The 19,674-nt window shown below is 39.7% G+C and carries 13 protein-coding genes; 6 read left to right on the plus strand and 7 right to left on the minus strand.

Annotation, left to right across the window (positions count from 1 at the left end; all coding sequences use genetic code 11):
- The 3 genes from cydC to trxB all read right to left on the minus strand — a co-directional run bounded on the left by cydC (position 1) and on the right by trxB (position 4,624).
- Positions 1-1,752, minus strand: coding sequence for a heme ABC transporter ATP-binding protein/permease CydC (cydC, locus tag GWI97_RS17195; RefSeq protein WP_036938146.1), 1,752 nt, complete (start codon positions 1,750-1,752; stop codon positions 1-3).
- Between the two features lie 2 nt (positions 1,753-1,754).
- A complete protein-coding gene (gene cydD / locus GWI97_RS17200; RefSeq protein WP_161752153.1) occupies positions 1,755-3,524 on the minus strand; it encodes a heme ABC transporter permease/ATP-binding protein CydD in 1,770 nt (589 codons plus the stop codon).
- Positions 3,525-3,664: 140 nt separating this feature from the next.
- Positions 3,665-4,624, minus strand: a complete 960-nt coding sequence (gene trxB / locus GWI97_RS17205) for a thioredoxin-disulfide reductase (RefSeq protein ID WP_036938142.1) — start codon at positions 4,622-4,624, stop codon at positions 3,665-3,667.
- A gap of 544 nt (positions 4,625-5,168) precedes the next feature.
- On the opposite strand from trxB, the gene lrp reads away from it, so the two are divergent.
- The 5 genes from lrp (at position 5,169) to serS (ending at position 13,023) form a co-directional block, all read left to right on the plus strand.
- Positions 5,169-5,663, plus strand: a complete 495-nt coding sequence (gene lrp, locus GWI97_RS17210) for a leucine-responsive transcriptional regulator Lrp (protein ID WP_004244566.1) — start codon at positions 5,169-5,171, stop codon at positions 5,661-5,663.
- 133 nt (positions 5,664-5,796) lie between these two features.
- Positions 5,797-9,537, plus strand: a complete 3,741-nt coding sequence (locus GWI97_RS17215; protein WP_161752154.1) for a DNA translocase FtsK 4TM domain-containing protein — start codon at positions 5,797-5,799, stop codon at positions 9,535-9,537.
- A gap of 112 nt (positions 9,538-9,649) precedes the next feature.
- A complete protein-coding gene (lolA, locus tag GWI97_RS17220) occupies positions 9,650-10,258 on the plus strand; it encodes an outer membrane lipoprotein chaperone LolA (RefSeq protein WP_036938135.1) in 609 nt (202 codons plus the stop codon).
- 7 nt (positions 10,259-10,265) lie between these two features.
- Positions 10,266-11,615 carry a replication-associated recombination protein A gene (locus GWI97_RS17225; RefSeq protein WP_036939078.1) on the plus strand — a complete coding sequence of 450 codons (1,350 nt, stop codon included), beginning with the start codon at positions 10,266-10,268 and terminating at the stop codon, positions 11,613-11,615.
- 118 nt (positions 11,616-11,733) lie between these two features.
- Entirely contained in the window at positions 11,734-13,023 is a 1,290-nt protein-coding gene (gene serS, locus GWI97_RS17230) for a serine--tRNA ligase (RefSeq protein WP_036938133.1), read from the plus strand.
- A 134-nt stretch (positions 13,024-13,157) separates the two neighbouring features.
- Here serS and GWI97_RS17235 read toward each other — a convergent pair whose 3' ends face one another.
- The gene (locus tag GWI97_RS17235; RefSeq protein WP_226905403.1) at positions 13,158-13,523 is read right to left on the minus strand and encodes a hypothetical protein; all 366 of its coding nucleotides are present in this window, start codon (positions 13,521-13,523) and stop codon (positions 13,158-13,160) included.
- Between the two features lie 281 nt (positions 13,524-13,804).
- Here GWI97_RS17235 and allD point away from each other — a divergent pair, with 281 nt between their 5' ends.
- Positions 13,805-14,854: an ureidoglycolate dehydrogenase gene (allD, locus tag GWI97_RS17240; RefSeq protein ID WP_036938131.1), complete on the plus strand. Its 1,050-nt coding sequence runs from the start codon at positions 13,805-13,807 to the stop codon at positions 14,852-14,854.
- A 406-nt stretch (positions 14,855-15,260) separates the two neighbouring features.
- Here allD and GWI97_RS17245 read toward each other — a convergent pair whose 3' ends face one another.
- From GWI97_RS17245 to pflB, 3 genes are all read right to left on the minus strand, one after another.
- On the minus strand, positions 15,261-16,148 hold the full coding sequence (locus GWI97_RS17245; RefSeq protein ID WP_036938129.1) for a BPSS1780 family membrane protein: 888 nt from the start codon (positions 16,146-16,148) through the stop codon (positions 15,261-15,263).
- A 372-nt stretch (positions 16,149-16,520) separates the two neighbouring features.
- Complete coding sequence (pflA, locus tag GWI97_RS17250) at positions 16,521-17,261, minus strand: pyruvate formate lyase 1-activating protein (protein WP_036938126.1); 741 nt, start codon at positions 17,259-17,261, stop codon at positions 16,521-16,523.
- 109 nt (positions 17,262-17,370) lie between these two features.
- Positions 17,371-19,653, minus strand: coding sequence for a formate C-acetyltransferase (gene pflB, locus GWI97_RS17255; RefSeq protein ID WP_036938125.1), 2,283 nt, complete (start codon positions 19,651-19,653; stop codon positions 17,371-17,373).
- Positions 19,654-19,674: the final 21 nt, after the last annotated feature.

Genomic DNA, 19,674 nt, shown 5'->3' on the forward strand with positions numbered 1-19,674 from the left:
TTATGCCTCGTGAGTCGGAGTTAATAGTGCTTGTCTTTGGTGAAATTTAGCATAATGCCCTTGTTGCTGTAATAACGAAGCATGAGTGCCTGTTTCAACGATTTTCCCGCCATCCATAACGCAGATTTTATCCATTTTATCTAAACCGTGAAGTCGGTGAGTGATCATTAATACCGCTTTACCCTGACAATGTTGATGTAAGAGAGTAAGGATCTGTTGTTCTGTATCGGCGTCAAGGCCTTCTGTTGGCTCATCCAGTAATACAAGAGGTGCATTATGGAGTAGAGCTCTTGCAAGACCTAAACGTCGTTGTTCACCACCTGAGAGCTGTCTACCACCATCGCCCATCCATGCATTTAAACCTTCATCATTGTCCAGCAGGTGTCCAAGGCCAACTTGCTGAAGCGCATGACTGAGTTCTTCATCCGTTGCCTCTTCTTTTGCCATAATTAAGTTTTCTCTTAATGTGTGGCTAAAGACATGAACACGTTGAGGAACAACAGACATCATTGAACGTAGAGTTGTTTCATCATAATCAGCAATAGGTGAATTATTTAAGCGGATAGTGCCATGAGTCGGATCAAACGCACGATTGATTAACTGTAATAGCGTTGATTTACCACAACCTGTTTTTCCTAATAATGCGATGTGTTGCCCTGCTTCAATAGTCAAATCAACATGATTAATTACTTGCATCGGCTGAGTTGGGTAAGTAAAGCAAATATTATGCAGGGTGAGTGAAGCACTATTTTTTCTTTCTCCTCCTTTTTCAGGGAAAGAGACATCGGGTTTTTGCTCAATTAAATGAGAAATACGAGTTGCTGATGCCATTACTTGCCCTAAATGCTGAAACGCAACAGTAACAGGTGCTAACGACTCGAAAGCAGCGAGTGCACAGAAAGTGAATAAAGCTATTAAGGCTTCAGGCATAAAATTATGGTCTATGCCACCCGCTGCCAGCCATAGAATTAAGGTTGCGGTCAGCCCTGATGCGAGGATCATGAGGGATTGCGATAAACCGGTTAAGTTTGCTTGTTGTGCTTGTCTGCGTAACCACTTAGCTTCAAGTTGCGCTAAGTTCTGTCTAAAGCGAGGCAATGCGCCAAAAACAGTTAGCTCAGCTTGTCCTTGTAACATACTGGTTAATACTGTGCGATATTGTCCACGTAAGTCGGTCAGATCACGGCCAATAGGTTTACCTGCATAATAGAACACAAAAGGTAAAATAATCAGCAAGGTGAGCATAATGCCACCTAATGTGTTGGCTAAGTGGGCATCAATTAAACCAAGACCAAACATAATCATCATAATGACGACAAAAGCGGCAATAATTGGTGAGATAACACGAATATAAAGGTGATCTAATGTTTCAACATCAGCCACTAAGCGGTTAAGTAACTCACCTTGACGAAAACGCGCAATCCCACCTGGTGAAAGAGGTAAGATCTTTTTGAAGGTAAACACACGTAAGTGCGATAACACCCGAAATGTTGCATCATGACTAACAAGTCTTTCAAAATAACGGCCTGCTGTACGAAATATTGCGGCACCACGAACACCTGCCGCAGGTAGCATATAGTTAAAACTATAGATCCCCGCAAAACCGGCTAAAGACGTGCCTGCTAAAAACCAGCCTGATAATGTTAAAAGGCCGATACTCGCAAGTAAGGTTAAGATAGCGAGAATAATCCCTAGCAATAACATAAACCAATGGCGACGATAGAGTGCGAGAAAAGGAAGCAATACTCTCATGATTAAAGTTCCTCTTTACGATGAGCAAGAAGACGGGCAAAAGCACCTTGCTGTTGGCTTAATGATGCATAAGTGCCCGTTTCAATAATTTGACCTTTTTCCATTACCCAAATTTGATCGTAACCTAATGTTTCTTCCAATAAATGGGTAACAAGTAACGTAGTTTGATTTAATGACGCATTATTAAGAGCGTGCATCACACGTTGTTCGCTATGAGAATCAAGGCTTGCTGCAGGTTCATCCAATAACAAAAATTGGCAAGGGGATAATAATGCACGTGCTACAGCAATGCGTTGTGCTTGACCAACAGAAAGACGTGCAGCACCATCGCCAATTACTGTATTTAACCCATCAGGTAAATCGTTAATAAAATCGCTGACATAGGCTTTTTCAATAGCCAGATTTATTTGTTCTGAACTGGCCTCGGGAGCACTCAAACGCACATTATCAAGTAAAGTTTGTTCAGGTAAATTGGGATTTTGTCCCACCCAACTTAAACATTGACGCCATGCTTCAGGTGAAAGCTGAGTTAATTCAATGCCATTAACTTTTAATGAACCCCGATAGGGTAAAAAGCCTAAAAGTACATTCAATAATGAGCTTTTTCCTGCACCACTTTGGCCTACAATCGCAATACGTTGCTGAGGACTAATCGTAAAACTTAATGGACCCGCTAATTTTACCCCTTGATGCGATAAAATCTCTAGTTCATGTGCTGTTATTTCAATACCTTCGTTTGTATTGACACGCGCATTACCTGCTAATTGTGGTTTTTCGCCATCAGTTTCTAAAAACTCAACGAGAGATTCTGCTGCGCCCACTGCTTGCGCTTTTGCGTGATAATAAGTGCCTAAATCTCGTAAAGGTTGAAAAAATTCAGGAGCAAGGATCAGCGCTAAGAACCCCGAAAAGAGGGTAACACCTAGACCATAGCTACCAAAGTTAAGTTCACCTAAGTAAGAAAAACCGAAATAAACAGCAACAACGGCAATAGAAACAGCGGTAAAGAATTCCAATACGCCAGAAGAAAGGAACGCCATTCTAAGCACTTCCATCGTGCGTTTACGGAAATCTTCTGTGGCTTCTGTAATTTGTTTGACTTCAGCATTACCGCGGTTAAATAACCGTAATGTATCAAGCCCTCTTAATCTATCGAGGAAGTTACCACTTAAACGACCTAAAGCGAGAAAGTTTCTGCGGTTTGCATCAGCAGCACCTAATCCGACTAATGCCATAAACAAGGGAATTAGAGGGGCAGTAAAGAATAAAATTAAACCCGCAACCCAGTTAACAGGAAATAGGGTGATAAGAATAAGAATAGGAACAATAGCGGAAAGATACATTTGTGGAAGATAACGTGCATAGTAATCTTGCATATCTTCAATTTGTTCTAGAATAATAGTTGCCCAGCTTCCAGCGGGTTTGCCTTTAACCCAAACAGGGCCTAATTCTTCAAGTCTATCAAGGACAATTTTACGAATTTGTTGCCTAACAACCATACCACAGCGATAACCAACACGCTCTCGTATTGCCATGACTGCTGCACGTAAGATAAAAATGCCAATAAGAGTGAGGAAAGTAGGTATATGCGTATCACGGTTAATACTATCCATGATAAATGCTTGAAGTAAAACCGCTAATAACCATGCTTGAGCAATAATTAATAAACCGCTTACGACACCTAAAATCATTGATAGCCGTAGCCATCGACGGGCTGGAGCACTCTGCTGTTTCAGCCATCGAACCATTTCATTTTGTTTAGTTTTATCCATAAGAAAAGATTCAAATCTGCAGGTGAGATACAAAGTATCAGAAAGGCCAAGGTAAGTAATTATACGCTTTGGCAACCAGGCTAGTATGTTACATGGTAAAAGGCGCTACTGAAATAGCGCCTTGAAAGGAAGTGATGATTTTAGTTGGATTTTTGTGCGTCTAAGTAGCGTTCTGCATCTAACGCTGCCATACAACCTGTTCCGGCAGAGGTAATTGCTTGACGATAAATATGATCCATTACGTCACCTGCAGCAAAAACACCTTCAATTGAGGTTTGAGTTGCATTACCTTGTGTGCCTGATTGCACTTTGATATAACCATTATCTAATTCTAATTGTCCATCAAAAATAGCGGTATTTGGGCTATGTCCAATGGCAATAAAAACACCCATTACATCTAATTCTTCGGTTTTATCGCTTTTTGTATCTTTTAAACGAACTTTGGTCACACCCATATCGTCGCCAAGAACTTCGTCTAAGGTACGATCAGTATGCAAAATAATATTGCCACTGTTAACTTTGTCCATTAAACGATTAATTAAGATTTTTTCAGAACGGAATGAATCACGGCGGTGGATCAGGTGAACTTCAGAGGCAATATTGGCTAAATAGAGCGCTTCTTCTACTGCAGTATTACCTCCACCGACTACGGCGACTTTTTGGTTACGATAAAAGAAACCGTCACAGGTTGCACAAGCAGAGACACCACGGCCTTTAAAGGATTCTTCAGAAGGTAAGCCGATATAACGCGCAGAAGCGCCTGTAGCGATAATTAATGCATCGCAGGTATATTCTTGTTCATCACCAAATAGACGGAAAGGACGGTTTTTCAGATCGACTTTATTAATATGGTCAGAGATAATCTCTGTATTAAATTTTTCAGCGTGCTGAAACATGCGGTCCATTAAGCCTGGGCCTGTTAGCCCTTCTGGGTCACCGGGCCAGTTTTCGACTTCTGTTGTTGTTGTCAGCTGACCGCCTTTTTCAACACCCGTAATCAGTACTGGTTCTAAGTTTGCTCTTGCCGCATAAACGGCAGCGGTGTAACCCGCAGGGCCTGAACCTAAAATAATAAGTTTGCTATGTTTGATGGTGCTCATGTATACCTCATCTCTGATTAGGCGTGATGCGAATTGAAGGATTGTAGGAGAAATAAGACGTTAAAAAAAGCCAATGACGAGAAATAGACATAATATTTTAGCTATTTTAGCAATAGTTAATACTAATATAGTTTAATAATTATAGAGTTATATTGGGCTAACATCATCGAATTAACATGAAACATTTTGCTTTACAATTGATGACTATCTTGCGTATATAGAGAATAACATAGCGCCTTGTTCTGATTTTTACTCATTTGCTTTGACAATCCGCTGTACATTTGCGAAAACATGATTGTTAAAGATAATTATCCTTGGATGTTATAGGTACAATTTTTTCGGCAGACAGGGTAAAGGATAGTTACTTGGCGATATTTGCTAATGAGTATTTAGATAAAATAGATGTTTTATCTGGCATTAAAAGAAAATAAATTGATAGTTTGCTCTGACCATTTGATACCGAAGTTTCGACATTGATGCTGAAGGTGTACAGGTATGGGTCTAGGAAAATAAAGTAAGAGAAAAAGAGAAAGAGAGTATAGAGATGATTGATAATAAAAAACGTCCGGGTAAAGATCTTGATAGAATAGACCGGAATATTCTAAATGAGCTTCAAAAAGATGGTCGTATTTCAAACGTTGAGTTATCTAAACGTGTTGGTTTATCACCAACGCCTTGTTTAGAGCGCGTACGTCGTTTAGAGCGCCAAGGATTTATTTCTGGTTATACTGCGCTGTTAAACCCTCATTACCTCGATGCATCATTACTGGTATTTGTGGAAATCACACTAAATCGTGGCGCACCAGATGTTTTTGAACAATTTAATATGGCTGTTCAAAAGCTTGAAGAAATCCAAGAATGTCATTTAGTTTCTGGTGATTTTGACTATCTGTTGAAAACTCGTGTACCTGATATGTCCGCTTACCGTAAATTACTGGGTGAAACCCTGTTACGTCTTCCTGGTGTTAATGACACACGTACTTACGTGGTTATGGAAGAAGTTAAACAAAGTAACCGCCTTGTAATCAAAACTCGCTAAGCCAACTTAATAGGTTGGTGCAAAACAGGAAAAAATTAGGTACACTCCTGTTTATGCATACAGTTTCAACGCTGGGATAACTCAGCGTTGTTCCGTTTTAATTTAACCCTAAATTAAACCTGGAGAGCCCTCTTTGAGCCAGGAATATACAGAAGACAAAAATGTTCGTTTAACAAAGATAAGTAACCGTCGTCGTGTTTGGGAAGCTATTCTCATTTTAATCGGGATTGGTGCTGTCTTTTTGATGGTTTCTTTACTTAGCTTTCATCCTTCTGATCCTAGCTGGTCACAAACCACATGGAATGATCCTATTCAAAATTTAGGTGGCAGCATCGGAGCATGGTTAGCTGATATCCTATTTTCAGCATTTGGCTTGCTTGCCTATGCAATTCCTGTTGTGGTTGTTTTTGGTTGCTGGAATTCGCTACGCTACCAAAAAAATCGTGAATATACTGACTTTTTTTCCCTCGCACTTCGCACGATTGGCGCCTTGGCTCTGGTTTTTACCTCTTGTGCATTAGCTGATCTTAATTTTGATGATATCTATAATTTCAGCTCGGGCGGTGTTATTGGTAGTTTATTCAGTAAGGCCTTATTACCTTGGTTTAATGTATTAGGCGCAACGCTTGCACTACTATCTGTCTGGGCGATTGGTTTTACACTATTTACTGGTTGGTCGTGGTTAACTATCACTGAAAAGATTGGTGCCGTAATCCTTGGTACAGTGGGTTTTATTACTAATCGAGGCCAACACGAAGCTGAATACGAAGAAGATGATGATAGTACTCAGGATTTTGTTGATGATGTAACTGAACATGTAAATCAAACAGAAAAACAACCATCAGAACTGAAAACAGAAGAGAGTGATGACGTCTTATTTTCCGCACCTTCAGCGCTTGAACTTGCTCGTCAGCAAGATATTGAGTCATCACAACCTAAAACGGAACACGAAGACGAGCTACCTTCTTTCAGTGCAACAAATGATACAGACAATCATGCACAATCATTAACACAAGTTGCGCCTGCTGTATCAGGGGCTATTGCAGAACAAACACCTGAAATAACAGTAACAGAAGAAGTACCTGAACATTACCGTTTTGATATACCGGAAGCCTTCCTTAAAAAAGATATTCAGCCAGATGTCAGTGCGCCTCAACATTCTGTTTACTCAATACCAGAAGAGAACACTCCTTCTGTAACACCATTAGTTGAAAATGATCAACCTGCAGAGGCAGATAGCTTTATGCCAGTTGGGCGTGCTGAACCAACATTTTCGTTAGCACCAAATAGCGAAGATACCTTAACACCTGAAATGGCCGTGACTGCAGGAGTAGCAACGAGTGCTTTGGTGAGTCATGGCGCGCAAGTTAAACAAGGATTAGGGCCTGAACTACCTCGACCAAACCCAGTACGTTTACCTACTCGTCGTGAGCTTTATGGCATTCATATTCCTTCGCAACGCGAAGCGGAGCTACGTCGTCGCGAAGAAGCGGTTCAAACAGAGCATGAAGATGAGTTAGCTGATATCCAAGAACAAGCGAATTTTGAACAACAATTGCGCCAACAATTTCTTGAACAGCAGCGTGAACGCTATGGCGATGAAGCAGATGAAGTTATTGAGCAATCTGCATCTTATTATGAGCCGAATATTGAAACATCGTTTTCTTCCTTGAATCCTCAAAAAGATAATTATCAGGATGAACCTACTGTTACTGCAAATACATTCTCTTCAACAGAAGATAATCACAATGATGTAGATGAGAATGCACTTCATGAACAACAACAGCTAGCTGCGCAATTTAAACAACAATTGCAGGCGCGTTATGGTGATGATGTTTCATTAGATGACGATGAAGAAGAGGTGTTACCTCAACTATCCTCACAAGCACCTTCATTGCAAACAACAACAGGTTATCAACCTCATATTCAACATTCGTTTGCTTCACAATCAGCACAACCGACGCAAACAATAGAGAAAAAAGTAGAATATTCAACCAGTAATGCGTTTTTACAAATCTCACCTCGCGATGATGAAGAGGAAGAGTACACTCCAAAAATTGAGTTAGAAAGAGAACTCACCGCATTAGAGGCTTTCTCGCCTATTGATGATTTATTGGATGAAGAACCGATAGAGCCGGTATTTACGCCGATTGTTTCTGAACCTGTTACGCCACCTGCTACATCTCAAACTGCATCGGAATCACGTATTGAACCACAGCCAAATATGGCTCAGCATTTTGCACAGCAACAGCAACAGCAACAGCAACAGCAACAGCAACAGCAACAGCAACAGCAACAGCAACAGCAACAGCAACAGCAACAGCAACAGCAAGAATCTTTAATTCATCCATTTTTGATGCGTAATGATAGGCCGTTGCAAAAACCAACTACGCCAATGCCTTCTCTGGATCTGTTAACAACACCGCCAGTAGAAGAAGAACCCGTTGATATGTTTGAGCTTGAGCGTATCGGTAAATTAATTGAAGCACGTCTTAATGATTATCGTGTTAAAGCGAAGGTCGTGGGCATATCACCAGGACCTGTTATCACGCGATTTGAGCTTGAACTTGCGCCGGGCGTAAAAGCCGCACGTATTTCAAATTTATCACGCGACTTGGCACGTTCATTATCTGCCATTGCGGTACGTATTGTCGAAGTTATTCCAGGAAAACCTTATGTAGGGCTGGAATTACCGAATAAGAAACGTCAAACCGTGTATATGCGTGAGCTATTAGATAATGATGCTTTCCGCGAAAGTCGTTCACCTTTAACCGTTGTTCTGGGTAAAGATATTGGTGGGCAACCTGTTGTTGCAAATCTTGCAAAAATGCCACATCTATTGGTGGCGGGTACAACAGGTTCAGGTAAATCTGTCGGTGTGAATGCAATGATCATCAGCATTCTTTATAAAGCTAAACCAGAAGATGTTCGCTTTATTATGATAGATCCAAAAATGCTTGAACTTTCTGTCTATGAAGGTATTCCTCATCTTCTTACGGAAGTCGTTACCGATATGAAAGATGCTGCCAATGCATTACGTTGGAGTGTGGCAGAAATGGAGCGCCGTTATAAACTGATGTCGCGATTAGGTGTACGTAATCTTGCGGGCTATAACGAAAAAATTAAAGAAGCTGAAGCGATGGGTCGCCCAATTCCAGATCCATTCTGGAAACCAACAGACAGCATGGCAACAGAAATGCCTATGTTAGAAAAAGAGCCCTATATCGTGGTTGTGGTTGATGAGTTTGCTGATTTAATGATGACCGCAGGTAAAAAAGTGGAAGAATTGATTGCACGCTTAGCGCAAAAAGCGCGTGCGGCGGGTATTCATCTTGTGCTTGCAACACAACGACCTTCTGTTGATATTATTACAGGCCTGATTAAAGCTAATATCCCTAGCCGTATTGCATTTACTGTTTCGAGTAAAATTGATTCACGAACCATCTTAGATCAAGGTGGTGCAGAATCCTTACTGGGTATGGGTGATATGTTATATGCACCTAATGGTTATCCGCCAGAGCGTGTACATGGTGCTTTTGTCAGTGATGATGAGGTACATGCTGTCGCAAGTGACTGGAAGGCACGAGGTCGTCCGCAATATATTGAAGCTATTACTAAGTGTGGTGAAGAAGGCGAAAGTGGTAATGGTGGTGGATACGATGATGGTGAAGAACTAGATCCATTATTTGACCAAGCCGTAGAATTTGTGGTTGAAAAACAACGTGTTTCTATTTCTGGTGTACAACGTCAATTTAGAATTGGCTATAACCGTGCCGCAAGAATTGTAGAGCAAATGGAGATGCAAGGTATTGTCAGTACGCCAAATCACAACAATACACGTGATGTACTTTCACCACCGCCTTCTGATATGTAATATCTTGAAAACTCAGTTATCAGCTAATGAGATAGCATGATAACCTGCACAATATCATTAAAATTTATACGCCGACATTATGTCGGCGTAATCTCATGCCGAGGCTTGTAGAATGAAAAAAGTATTATTTGCAGTGTGTGCGATGACCTTAATAAGTAGCCAAGTCGCTTGGGCTGATGCGCGTCAAGATCTGCAACAACGATTAAATAAAGTAAATAGTTTTCAAGCTAACTTTAGCCAAACTGTCACTAGCAATGAAGGGGCCCTTATTCAAAAAGGGGAAGGTAATTTAAAGGTACAACGTCCTGATTTGTTTAATTGGCAAATGACAGCGCCTGATGAGAGCACTTTGATTTCTGATGGTAAAACATTATGGTTTTATAACCCTTTTGTGGAACAAGTCACGGCAACTTGGCTTGAAAGTGCGACAACCAATACGCCTTTTATGTTGATTGCGCGTAATGACAGTAAAGAGTGGCAAAATTATGAAGTAAAACAAACGGGTGATCGTTTTGAGCTAACACCAAAAACAGAAAATAATTTAAAACATTTTACGATCACCGTGTTACCTAATGGGCAAATCCAACAATTTGCTGCGACAGAACAAGATGGTCAGGTGAGTAATTATCAACTTACAGCTCAAACTGTTGCCCCTATTGATGCTTCTGCTTTTCGCTTTACACCACCAGCGGGTGTGACTTTGGATGACCAACGTCAGTGAGGATACTTTGAGTAATTTATCACTCGATTTTTCACGCAATGAATTCCAACCTCTTGCCGCAAGAATGCGACCTGAAACATTGGAACAATATATCGGACAAACGCATTTACTTGCGGAAGGTAAACCATTACCTCGAGCTATTAAGGCGGGACAATTGCATTCCATGATTTTATGGGGGCCACCAGGCACGGGGAAAACAACCCTTGCTGAGATAATTGGTCGCTATGCACAAGCTGATATAGAGCGATTATCTGCGGTAACATCGGGTATTAAAGAAATCAGAGAGTCTATTGAAATTGCGCGCCAAAACCGCAATGCAGGGCGTAGAACAATTTTGTTTGTTGATGAAGTTCACCGTTTTAATAAAAGCCAACAAGATGCCTTTTTGCCTCACATTGAAGATGGCACGATCACTTTTATTGGTGCAACAACAGAAAATCCTTCTTTTGAATTAAATTCGGCGTTGCTCTCTAGAGCAAGAGTTTATCTATTACGTTCGTTAACCGAAACGGATATAGAGCAAGTGCTACAACAAGCGCTGGATGATCCAGAACGAGGTTTAGGTGGGCGTAATATTATCTTACCAGATGATACACGCAAAATGATTGCACAGCTTGTGAATGGTGATGCGCGTCGTTCGTTAAATTTGCTTGAAATGATGGCGGATATTGCCGAAGTGGATAGCCAAGGAAAACGCACATTGACACCCGCATTATTGGCAGAAATTAGTGGTGAACGTAGTGCACGTTTTGATAATAAAGGTGATCGCTTTTACGATCTTATCTCTGCGTTACATAAATCAGTAAGAGGTTCAGCACCTGATGCTGCGCTTTATTGGTATGCAAGGATCATTACTGCGGGGGGGGATCCCCTGTATGTTGCTCGTCGCTTATTGGCAATAGCATCTGAAGATGTGGGGAATGCTGATCCTCGCGCGATGCAAGTCGCTATTGCAGCATGGGATTGTTTTACACGTGTTGGGCCCGCGGAAGGCGAACGTGCGATTGCTCAAGCTATCGTATATTTATCTTGCGCCCCAAAAAGTAATGCGGTTTACACGGCATTTAAAGCAGCTATTGCCGATGCCAAAAGTAAACCTGATTATGATGTGCCTGAACATTTGCGTAATGCGCCGACAAAACTCATGAAAGAAATGGGGCTTGGCGCTGAGTATCGTTATGCTCACGATGAGCCTAATGCTTATGCAGCAGGAGAGGTTTATTTCCCTAAAGAAATGGCCAATACGCAGTATTATTACCCAGTAAAAAGAGGGTTAGAGATCAAGGTTGCAGAGAAATTAGACTGGCTTTCTCAACAAGATCAAAATAGTGTTACAAAACGCTATCGCAAAATGTAAAGATGCGGTAAGGTTATTAAATTATCATTAATTTCTTAACTATGCCTTGTCTCAGATATCTTTTTTATAAGATAGGAGAGAAGGTTTTTATTAATCTATCAATAAGCACAGGATAAGCATGCTCGATCCAAATCTACTGCGTAATGAGCTAGACGCGGTCGCCGAAAAACTGGCTCGCAGGGGGTTCACCCTCGATGTGGAAAAAATCCGTCAACAAGAAGAACGCCGTAAGGTGTTACAAGTTGAAACTGAATCCCTGCAAGCAGAACGTAATTCTCGATCGAAGTCCATCGGTGCGGCAAAAGCGCGTGGTGAAGATATTGAGCCACTTCGTCAGGAAGTTAACCTGTTAGGTGAAAAACTTGAAGCTGCAAAAGCAGAACTTGAAGTACTTCAAGCTGAAATTCGTGATTACGTTTTAACTATTCCTAATATGCCAGATGATGCTGTGCCAAATGGTAAAGATGATAGCGAAAACGTAGAAGTTTCTCGTTGGGGTACACCAAAGACTTATGATTTCGAATTAAAAGATCATGTGACTTTAGGTGAGCTGACTGATGGTTTAGATTTTGCTTCTGCGGTGAAAATTACTGGCTCGCGTTTTGTTGTGATGAAAGGTCAAATTGCACGTTTACATCGTGCTATCACACAATTTATGCTGAATCTGCATACCGAAGAGCACGGCTACCAAGAAATGTATGTTCCTTACTTGGTTAACCACGCAACTCTGTACGGTACAGGTCAGTTACCTAAATTCAGTGAAGACTTATTCCACACTAAACCGTTAGAAGAAGAAGCAGAAAGCCAATACGCGCTTATTCCAACAGCAGAAGTACCTGTTACCAATATGGTAAGAGACGTTATTCTTGATGAAGACGACTTACCACTGAAAATGACAGCTCATACGCCATGTTTCCGCTCAGAAGCTGGTTCTTATGGCCGTGATACTCGTGGCTTAATCCGTATGCACCAATTTGATAAAGTTGAGCTCGTTCAAATTGCTCACCCTGAAAAATCAATGGAAGCATTAGAAGAGCTAACAGGCCATGCTGAAAAAGTGTTGCAATTACTGAATCTGCCATATCGTAAAGTTGTGCTTTGCACTGGTGATATCGGTTTTGGTTCACGTAAAACTTACGACTTAGAAGTTTGGGTTCCGGCTCAAAATACTTACCGTGAAATCTCTTCATGCTCAAACATGTGGGATTTCCAAGCTCGTCGTATGCAAGCACGTTTCCGCTCTAAAGGTGATAAGAAAACTCAACTGGTTCATACATTAAATGGTTCTGGTTTAGCAGTAGGTCGTACTTTAGTCGCAATCATGGAAAACTATCAAATGGCTGATGGCCGTATTGAAATTCCAGAAGTATTACGTCCTTATATGAACGGTTTAGAATATATTGGTTAATTATTATCTAATTAATTGAATATTTATAATTTAACCCTCTGCTTAGGCAGGGGGTTTTTGTTTTCATAGTATTATAGAAAGGGATCAAAAGATCAGAAGTTATATCGTTAATGACTTATTTAATACGCAATACTTCAATGAGGTTCAGATAAATAGGGCAATAGAGAGAAAAAGATCTCTATTTTTCTTTCATTTTCCATATTAACAAAATCGTCCATTGCAATTTCTATATAATCAATAGTTTTATTATGAATAGTAAATTTATACATCAAATGTCCACTCCAACTGCGGTGAATATAGACACAGTTTTCTATACTATAAGAAAGCCATTTCTCTTCCATGCATGCAGGTAACCAACCATTTAATATGTTTTTTTCAGCATCTTCAGTTAGAGAATAATTAATATGATGAATTAATGGTTTTTTTTCAAAATACTTTAAGTTCTTTAATATTTCTTTATTTATCATTTTATTTATTATACAAATTTTAATTGTTACCACAGACTACCGAAATAGATTTAAATGATCAAAAGGAATGTATGAAAATTTATAATTTTTAATATTATCTAAATACAGTTATGAAGTGGAGAAAAAATAGATGATTATTAAAAAATTCTTACTAAATAGAGTAAGATTAAATAAAAATATAATGCAATCCGCTATTGGTTAAATTGATCACGGCAGATCCTATTTATGCTGTTAGATTAGACCTATCGCTCGAATTAACCTCGATTATTTATGACGTTTCTATTTAAATAGAACCCTACAAAAGAGCATATTCTATGATAGTTTCTAAACAACAGTTACATCAATTAATTAAAAACAAATTACATCATGCAGGGCTAAATGAAGTACATGCAGATACGGTGGCTGATGTCTTAGTTCATGCTGATGCCAAAGGTATTCACTCTCATGGTGCTGTGCGAGTAGAGTATTATGCAGAGCGCATTAGCAAAGGTGGCACAAATACTGCACCTAACTTTACTTATACTGAAACAGGGCCTTGTAGCGCTGTATTTGACGGTGATAATGGTGCTGGGCATGTTGCAGCTAAAGATGCAATGGAGCGTGCTATCAAAATGGCACAAGATAAGGGTGTTGCTGTTGTGGGAGTCAGGCGAATAGGCCATAGTGGTGCACTTTCTTATTTTGTTGAGCAAGCATCTCAAGCAGGGATGATTGGGATCTCACTTTGCCAATCTGATCCCATGGTTGTTCCTTTTGGTGGTTCTGAAGTGTATTACGGCACTAATCCTATCGCGTTTTCAGCCCCAGGCGTAGGGGATAAACATATAACATTCGATATGGCGACAACGGTACAGGCGTGGGGAAAAGTACTTGATGCACGTTCACGCGGTGTTGATATTCCTGATACTTGGGCGGTAGATGAAAGCGGTAAACCTACGACAGATCCTTTTGCGGTAAAAGGCTTATTGCCTATTGCTGGCCCGAAAGGTTATGGCTTGATGATGATGGTCGATGTGTTGTCAGGTATTTTGCTTGGGCTTCCTTTTGGTAAACATGTCAGCTCGATGTATCACGATTTAACGCAAGGACGAGAGTTAGGCCAATTACATATTGTCATTAATCCCGCTTTTTTCACTGATACCATTTTATTTAGAGAGCATATCTCACAAGTGATGAAGGAGTTAAATGCGATTAAGCCAGCGCCTAATGTCGAAAAAGTCCTTTATCCTGGTGAAAATAGCCAAATAGAAGAACAGAGAAGTGAAAGTGAAGGCATTGAGATTGTTGATGATATTTATGACTATTTAATGTCTGACGCAATTTATAATAAATCTTATGATAATAAAAATCCCTTTGCTAGCTGAAGAAAAAGTGTAAAGCTAGCAGTAAGTTATTTTATTAACTATTTGATGTGATCGTATTACATTACGATCACTATTTTATTATTGCTGTTTTTTCTATAGCATAATAGCAGATACATAAATAAACATGATTTAGCGCCACCTCATATTCAAGATAAATCAGAGAGTTTTTTTGTGGAAAAATGAATATGAGATTAACTTTGAAGAAGTTGATAATAAATTAATTTATTATCAAATAAAAATACGCCCATAATAGGAAGTCAATAAGCATATCTTGAGAGCATCAGATTGCCTACTATTGAAATTTTTTTAGTTTCAATATTAAGATATTATTGATATAAAAAACCCCTAATGTTGATTGATCAAATATTAGGGGGTTGATGATTATTTATTTTGTATTAATTAAAGATTAACTTACTAATTTCCCAATATTGGATTCAGCGGTTTTATTTAGGGATATTGTACCATTTCCATTGATACCACCGTTATTTCCTTGATTTCCTATATTATGGTGATAAAACACATCACGATAAGAACCATACATTGCCGTATAAGAAAGAGGGATGGTAATCAGTAACCCTAAACCAAATGGAATAACACTAATAGCGATAATAAAGAACAGTAAAAGAAAGAAGAAAAAACCGCCAGATAAATTTATTTTTACCGCGGAAAGACTCGCTTTAACCGCAGGGAATGCTTTATAACCATTGACTAATACAAGCGCAGGAACAAACCAATAAGCTGCTGTACTCAACGCACCAAAAATAGCGATAATAATAAAAAACAATATAAATCCGGATGAGTTATCCATCATCATTTCAGCAATAATCTCTTCGGGGTAATCGCTATTGATAGCATAAAAAATATCCATCATAGCAGCACTGCTGACGAGAATGGCAAGAATGATGCCCGCTAATAAAATGAGAAAACTGATGCCATACGCTCCCATTAAACTAAGGTAACGTTTGTTATAGAAACCTACAAATAAGGTATCGACATCAATTCGCTGGGTTTCATACTGCTGATGAGCAATTGCTACGACACCTGCGGCTAATACAGTAGTAACAAAAGGTGAGATGATCGGGCCAATTAGCGGAATAAATCCAAGAATGGTTGATATAATAAGACTTACAATAAAGTAGATAATAATAACGCCTATCCACATCCAAAAACGTTCTTTTATTAAATCCCATCCTAGCCCTAACCAACGCACCCCGCCAGAGGCACCTCGTGCTTGAGGAATAGGTGTAAAGACCTCTTGTGGCTGAGTTTGCGATGAATTGTTATCTTGTTCCATTTCCTGTACCTTAATCCCAATATTTTTGTTTATAAATATAAGCCCTCTATAATATCTTTTTGTTTTGTTATTAATCAACTGTATTAAACCTAATATAGGTTAGGGATAATCTTATAAAGCCTACTTTTATTTGCTAGTCATTTAATTGTTTATTTAATCTTTGCATAAGAAGTATGAAATAAAGATGATAGATTTAATAGAAGGGATATTACGTTTAAGACCGTTATTCTAAAAATAACCTAAAGAAAAATAGAAAAGGTGAAAAAGAAGACAACAAAGCAACTCTTTTAATATCAATGATATTTAGGTTTGATTAACAAAAAAGCAGCGTTTTAATGCGCTGCTTCCTAAATTAACACTAAGTAGAAAAACTTAATACATGACTTTATGGCCGTAAGACTCAAGAATAGATTTTACATTTTCCATCGTCTCTTTTGACGGTGGATGAATACCATCTAATTTGTATTCTTCGCCTAAAGCTACCCATTTATGTTTGCCGAGTTCGTGGTAAGGCAGTAGTTCTACTTTTTCAATATTTTTCATATCTTTAATAAATTCGCCTAAACGATGAGCAGAATCATCATCATCAGACCAACCCGGTACAACCACATAACGAACCCATGTTTTTTGGCCTCGTTTTGCTAAATAACGCGCAAACTCAAGTGTACGCTGGTTTGATACACCTACTAATTTTTGGTGAATTTCATCATTGACTTGTTTTAGATCGAGCATCACCAAGTCAGTGGCATCCATTAATTCATCAATAACCGGATCATAACGACGAACAAAGCCGTTAGTATCTAAGCAAGTATGGATATTTTCTTTTTGACATGCGCGGAACCAATCGCGCACAAACTCTGCTTGCAAAATCGCTTCGCCGCCAGAAGCAGTAACACCGCCACCAGAAGCATTCATAAAATGACGATAGGTAACCGCCTCTTTCATTAATTCATCAACTGTGACGATTTGCCCACCATGAGTATCCCATGTGTCACGGTTGTGACAATAGAGGCATCTCATTAAGCATCCTTGAAAGAAAACAATGAAACGTATTCCGGGACCATCAACAGTACCGCAGGATTCAAATGAGTGGATACGACCAAGTACGGACATAACAGGGTTACTCCAAAACTGTCTAGATAAAAAGGCCCCAAAGTAGGGGCCTTTATTCTAAGCGATTTTATCTACTTTCTCAGTAAATAAATGCATATAGTTATCTTTATTACATTGTTTGTGTAAATGTACGGGTGATAACGTCTTGCTGTTGCTCTTTAGTCAGTGAGTTAAAGCGAACTGCATAACCAGAAACACGGATAGTTAACTGAGGATATTTCTCAGGATCTTCCATTGCTTCTAACAGCATTTCACGATTCATCACGTTAACGTTCAGATGTTGGCCACCTTCAATACCGGCTTCGTGGTGGAAATAACCATCCATTAGACCTGCAAGGTTCGCTTTACGAACATCATCATCTTTACCTAATGCATTAGGTACAATTGAGAAGGTGTAAGAAATACCGTCTTTTGCATAAGCAAATGGCAGTTTAGCAACTGAAGTCAGTGATGCAACTGCACCTTTTTGGTCACGGCCGTGCATTGGGTTAGCACCTGGTCCGAATGGTGCGCCTGCACGACGACCGTCTGGAGTGTTACCTGTTTTCTTACCGTAAACAACGTTTGACGTGATAGTCAGGATAGACTGTGTAGGTACCGCATTACGGTATGTACGCAGTTTCTGAATTTTCTTCATGAAACGTTCGACTAAGTCACAAGCGATGTCATCTACACGAGAATCGTTGTTACCAAATTGTGGGTATTCGCCATCAATTTTGAAGTCAACTGCTAAGCCGTTTTCATCACGGATTGGAGAAACTTTTGCGTATTTGATAGCAGACAGTGAGTCAGCAGCAACAGACAGACCTGCGATACCACATGCCATTGTACGATATACATCACGGTCATGAAGTGCCATCAGTGCTGCTTCATAGCTGTATTTGTCGTGCATGTAATGGATAACGTTCAGTGCAGTTACGTACTGAGTTGCTAACCAATCCATAAAGTGATCCATTTGGTTCATCACAGTATCGAAGTCTAAGACTTCATCCATGATTGGCGCATGTTTTGGACCGACTTGGATTTTCAGTTTTTCGTCAACACCACCATTGATGGTATACAGTAAGGTTTTCGCTAAGTTTGCACGAGCACCAAAGAACTGCATTTGTTTACCAACAACCATTGGGCTAACACAACATGCGATTGCATAGTCATCGCTGTCGAAGTCAGGACGCATTAAGTCATCATTTTCGTACTGGATTGAAGAAGTATCGATTGAGACTTTTGCTGCATATTTTTTGAAGTTGATAGGCAGTTGTTCTGACCACAGGATGGTCATGTTTGGTTCAGGAGATGGACCCATTGTGTATAGGGTATTTAAGAAACGGAAAGTATTCTTAGTTACCAAAGTACGGCCATCTAAACCCATACCTGCTAAAGATTCTGTTGCCCAGATTGGGTCACCAGAGAACAGTTCATCATATTCAGGCGTACGTAAGAAACGAACCATACGTAACTTCATGACTAAGTGGTCAATTAATTCCTGAGCTTGTTCTTCTGTCAGTAAACCTGCTTCAATATCACGTTGGATGTAGATATCTAAGAACGTAGATACACGACCAAATGACATTGCTGCACCGTTTTGAGATTTAACAGCAGCTAAGTAACCGAAGTAAGTCCATTGTACTGCTTCTTTTGCGTTTTGAGCAGGACGAGAAATATCGTAACCGTATTTCGCAGCCATTTCTTGGATTTGACCTAAAGCAGCATGCTGCTCTGCGATTTCTTCACGCAGTTGGATAGTCATTTCCAGATCTTCGCCTTTTTCCATTCTTTCTTGTAAAGAAGTGAATTGAGCGAATTTGTCTTTACGCAGGAAGTCGATACCGTACAGAGCAACACGACGGTAGTCACCGATGATACGGCCACGACCATAAGCATCTGGTAAGCCAGTTAAGATACCAGATTTACGGCATTTTAAGATGTCTGGAGTATAAACATCGAAAACGCCTTGGTTATGAGTTTTACGATAATCAGTAAAGATTTTTTTCAGTTCTGGATCCAGCTCACGGTTGTAAGCGTGGCAAGAACTTTCAACCATACGGATACCACCGAATGGGATGATCGCACGTTTCAGAGGTGCATCAGTCTGTAAACCTACGATTTGTTCTAAATCTTTAGCGATGTAACCTGCATCGTGAGATGTGATAGTTGAAGCAACAGAAGTATCAAAATCAACCGGCGCATGCGTACGGTTTTCGATTTTGATGCCTTCCATAACTTGTTCCCAAAGTGTATCAGTTGCTTTAGTGGAACCTGCTAGGAAAGATTCGTCGCCTTCATATGGAGTATAGTTTTTTTGGATAAAATCACGAACGTTAACACCGTTCTGCCATTCACCTTCAGAAAAACCTTTCCATGCTTCAGCAAATTTTTCATTTAAATCAGACATGATACTTCTACCTTTTTACAA

The organism is Proteus sp. G2300 (genome assembly GCF_009915965.1).
Classification (GTDB): Bacteria; Pseudomonadota; Gammaproteobacteria; order Enterobacterales; family Enterobacteriaceae; genus Proteus; species Proteus vulgaris.